The 4,299-nt window shown below is 37.0% G+C and carries 4 protein-coding genes and 1 pseudogene; all 5 read left to right on the top strand.

The window, feature by feature from the left end:
- Positions 1-991: pseudogene (locus A9Q93_RS07530) on the top strand (hypothetical protein); the annotation flags it as partial.
- Positions 988-2,001, top strand: coding sequence for a VWA domain-containing protein (locus A9Q93_RS07525; RefSeq protein ID WP_303686774.1), 1,014 nt, complete (start codon positions 988-990; stop codon positions 1,999-2,001). The pseudogene A9Q93_RS07530 and the gene A9Q93_RS07525, both read left to right, overlap by 4 nt.
- A gap of 75 nt (positions 2,002-2,076) precedes the next feature.
- Positions 2,077-3,108: a VWA domain-containing protein gene (locus A9Q93_RS07520; RefSeq protein ID WP_303686773.1), complete on the top strand. Its 1,032-nt coding sequence runs from the start codon at positions 2,077-2,079 to the stop codon at positions 3,106-3,108.
- A 1-nt stretch (position 3,109) separates the two neighbouring features.
- Complete coding sequence (locus A9Q93_RS07515; RefSeq protein WP_303686771.1) at positions 3,110-3,952, top strand: tetratricopeptide repeat protein; 843 nt, start codon at positions 3,110-3,112, stop codon at positions 3,950-3,952.
- The coding region (locus tag A9Q93_RS07510) for a BatD family protein (RefSeq protein WP_303686770.1) at positions 3,952-4,299 on the top strand (348 nt) is incomplete at its 3' end. The genes A9Q93_RS07515 and A9Q93_RS07510, both read left to right, overlap by 1 nt.

Genomic DNA, 4,299 nt, shown 5'->3' with positions numbered 1-4,299 from the left:
AAGGTACATTGACTCTAAAGTTTACGGTCACACCTTAGAAAGCACGACAGGTCAATTGATCAAGGAATTGAAAATTGCCATGACCGAAAAAGGCATGCACATTACGGATAAAACACAATCTAGGCTAGAAGAAATACTTCAAAAAGCAGACTTAGTAAAGTTTGCGAGCGCAAGTGGTGATGCGATAAGCGCCAAAGAAGACCGAAATAGAACTAGAGAAATTATTGATAATATTCATAGAGTACTGCCGCCACCTACTGAGGAAGAATTAATGCAAGATGCCAAATACCGTAGACAGCAAGAAATAAAAAAGCGTACTCAAAAAATTGCTTTGGGAATAGGCGCTGGAATTGTAGCTGTGTTGATAGGCTTAGGAATATGGAGTTACATTTCAGGATTTGAAAATGTAAAAGATCAAGTTCTAGGTAATGAGTTAAGAGAACTCACAGAGCAAACCTGGTTAACTAGTGAATATGGAATGCCGCCAGTACAGCTCAATTCACCTGATATTCTTGTACGTCAGGACAGTACCGTGTTAAGCGATAAATTTTCTGTCATAGCAAGTACGGTCGATCAGTTTTCTTCGGGCGACTTAACTGATGATTTTTATATAGGTGTCATAACTTTTACACTTAAAGGAGAACCTACCGAAGATGAGAAAAAGTTATCGCCAGAAATGGTCCATAATAATATGATTAAGGTTTTTGAAGAAATGGGAGCGAGTGACATTCTCATGTTAGATAATGAAGTAGAAATAGATGGCCTTAACGGAGTTTCCCTAGATGGAACCTATCAACTTGACGGTGATTTATATGAATATGAGATATTAATGATGTCTAATAAAATAGGAATCGACCAAATTATTATTTCAAATAAGAAAGATGATGAAGAAGATCCAGATCGTGAATTTGGAAGAATATTAAGAGAGCGCGTGAGAAGCTCTATTTCATTCCCGTCTTTTAGTGATGGTAAAAAGAAAGCGCAACCATGATGGACTGGTTTACAAATATAGAATTTGCGTCTCCAGAAATGTTTTGGCTATTTCTGGGATTACCATTTGTAATTGCTTTTTACATATGGACGTATAACAAACAAAATGCGGCAGTAAAAGTATCTTCCAGTAAAGGCTTTCAGTCTAGTAGTTCCTTTTTAGGCAAACTTAGACCTCTAGTATTTATTTTAAGGTTGCTTGCTCTGTCCTTAATCATTATTGCGCTTGCTAGACCACAAACTACTGACGTTACCACAAAAACCAAAACTACTAATGGTATTGATATCGTGCTTGCGGTAGATGTGAGTGCTAGTATGCTTGCTCGAGATTTAAAACCTGACAGATTAGAAGCGACTAAAGAAGTAGCTGCAGATTTTATAAATGGAAGACCTAACGATCGTATAGGTGTGGTAGTTTATGCAGGAGAAAGTTATACTAAAACACCTATCACAACAGATAAAACTATTTCTTTAAAAGCGATTAAAGACATTAAGTTTGATGGTGTTCTTGAGAATGGTACAGCCATAGGAATGGGACTGGCAACTGCTGTGAATCGCTTAAAAGAAAGTGAAGCGTTAAGTAAAGTCATTATTTTAATGACTGATGGTGTCAATAACAGCGGTTTTCTAGATCCTAAAATCGCTAGCGAGCTGGCAATAGAATTTGACATTAAAGTATACACTATCGGTATAGGAACTAATGGTAATGCGCCTTCTCCTTTTAGAGCAAGGGCAGACGGAACCTTTGAAATGAGAATGGCACCAGTAGAAATCGATGAAGAATTAATGAAGCAAATCGCAACAGACACTGGTGGAAAGTATTTTAGAGCTACAGACAACCAGAAGTTAAAAGAAATCTATGCTGAAATTGATAAACTAGAAAAAACAGAAATCGAACAATTTGAATTCTATAACGTAGAAGAGAAATATCGTGATCTGGTGTTATTAGCGCTTATTTTGATAGCAATAGAGATGTTGCTTAGATATACCGTCTTAAAGACAGTAGCATAGTCTACCGCAAGAGATAATAATCTTTTGAATAATTAAGACAGTCTAAAAGTAATTATTAAAACAATTAAGTACTCTATGTACCTATTAGAAGAAAAAATATATTTCTGGCTTTTGTGCCTCATCCCAGTTCTGGTGGTTCTATTTATAGGACTGTCCTACTGGCGTTACCGTGCACAAAAAAAGTATGCTAACAAAGAAATGCTGGATCATTTAATCCCTAATCGATCCTGGTTCAAACCTATTTTAAAGTTAGTAACCGTTTGTGTAGGAATTGTTTTTCTTGTGCTCGCATTAGTAAATTTAAAAGCAGGCGAAAAAATAGAAACTGTAAATCGTGAAGGAGTAGATATAGTATTTGCAATAGACGTCTCAAAATCTATGCTTGCTGAAGATATAGCACCCAGCCGTCTAGAAAAATCACAACGATTAGTCACAGAAATTATTAATAACCTTGCAAGTGATCGTATAGGCTTAATTGCCTATGCCGGTAGCGCAGTACCTCAACTTCCCATCACTACAGACTACGGTAGCGCTAGACTTTTTCTTCAATCATTAAATACTGATTTAGTATCTAGTCAAGGAACTGCCATAAATGAAGCCATACAGTTAGCAGAAAGTTATTATGGCGATAATACAGAAGCAGCAAAAGTACTGGTCATAATTAGCGATGGCGAAGACCATGAAGGAGAAAGCGTAGCCGTTGCCGAAGCTGCCGCAGAGAAAGGAATACGTATCATTACCATAGGAGTAGGTACTGAAAAAGGCTCTACTATACCTATCAAGCGAGGTGGAATAGTAAGAGAATTTAAAAAAGATCGCGATGGAAAAACGGTCATGACTAAACTAAATCCAGAGACCTTAAAAGAAATTGCCGAAGCTGGAAACGGTGCATACATCGATGGCACAGTTACTGCAACTGTAATTGAACAACTCAAAGAAGAGCTCTCAGGAATTGATAAAGTGGCCTTTGATTCCCAGCAATATGCCGATTTTGAATCACAATTTCAGTGGTTCCTAGGTTTTGGATTATTTTTTTTATTCCTCGACCTATTTTATCTAGAAAGAAAAACTGGCTGGCTACAAAAGTTGAACCTATTTAACGAGTAAGATGATGAAGAATAGCTTTTTAATAGTACTGTGTATTTTAGGAAATTTCGCTTTCGCGAAAGCGCAACAAGAACAACCTACAAATCAAGAATACGAGAACGCGATTGCAAAAGCCCAAGAGTATGCTCAAGATGGAAATTTTAATCTTGCAGAAGCAGCCTACAAAAAAGCAAAAGCAGTAAACCCAAAAAGTACTGACGCTTCTTATAACTTAGGGAACTTGTATTATGAAAGAACTAAAAAATACAACGCTTCAAACAATTATATCGCAGCTGCCGAAGCTGCCACAACAAAAGAAGAAAAGCATAGAATTTTTCATAATCAAGGAAACATTTTATTAGAAAACAAAGAATATAAAAAAGCTGTAGAAGCCTATAAAAATGCTTTGAGAAACGATCCTACAGATGAAGAAACACGTTATAATCTAGCACTTGCCAAAAAAGAAGAAGAAAAACAAGGCGGTGGCGGCGGTGGTGGCGACGATGAAAAAGACAAGAAAGACGATAGTAAAAGCGAGGACGAAGAGAACAAGGAAGGTGATCAAGATGAGAAGTCTGACGGTAAAGACAAAGGCAAAGACAACGAGAAAGAAGGTGATGATAAAAAAGGTGACGGAGAAGGCGATAAAGATAAAGACGGTAAGCCTCAAGATGGTAAAGATGGTAAAGGCGACCCTAAAGAACAAGACCAGAAAGCACCTCAGCAACGCGTAGAAGGTAAAATGACACCACAGCAAATCAGTCAGATACTAGAGGCGATGAATAATGAAGAGCAAAAGATAAGAGATAAAGTAAATGCTAAAAAAGCGAAAGGCGCTGCAAAAAAATCTGAAAAAGACTGGTAATGAAACATCTATTGTACATTCTGTTTTTATTGATAGGAAGTTCTTCTCTTGCTCAAGTAAGTTTTACAGCAAAAACAAGTAGAGATAGAATTGCCGTAAATGAAAGACTACGTATAGAATTTAAAATGAACGTAGATGGCGATAATTTCACGCCACCTAACTTTGTAGGTTTTCAAGTAGTTGCTGGACCTAGTCAGGCTGTCTCACAAAATTGGATCAATGGTAAAAGCAGCATGTCAAAGTCTTATACCTACATTCTCAAACCTACTAAAACTGGTAAGGTTACTATTGCACAAGCTGTGATGACTTATGATGGTAACGAGTATAAAACAATTCCGCAAGTCATA

This window comes from Nonlabens dokdonensis, assembly GCF_002162835.1.
GTDB classification, from domain to species: domain Bacteria; phylum Bacteroidota; class Bacteroidia; order Flavobacteriales; family Flavobacteriaceae; genus Nonlabens; species Nonlabens dokdonensis_B.
Note: the sequence above shows the minus strand (reverse complement) of the source record. Positions and strands in the feature narration are given on the sequence as shown.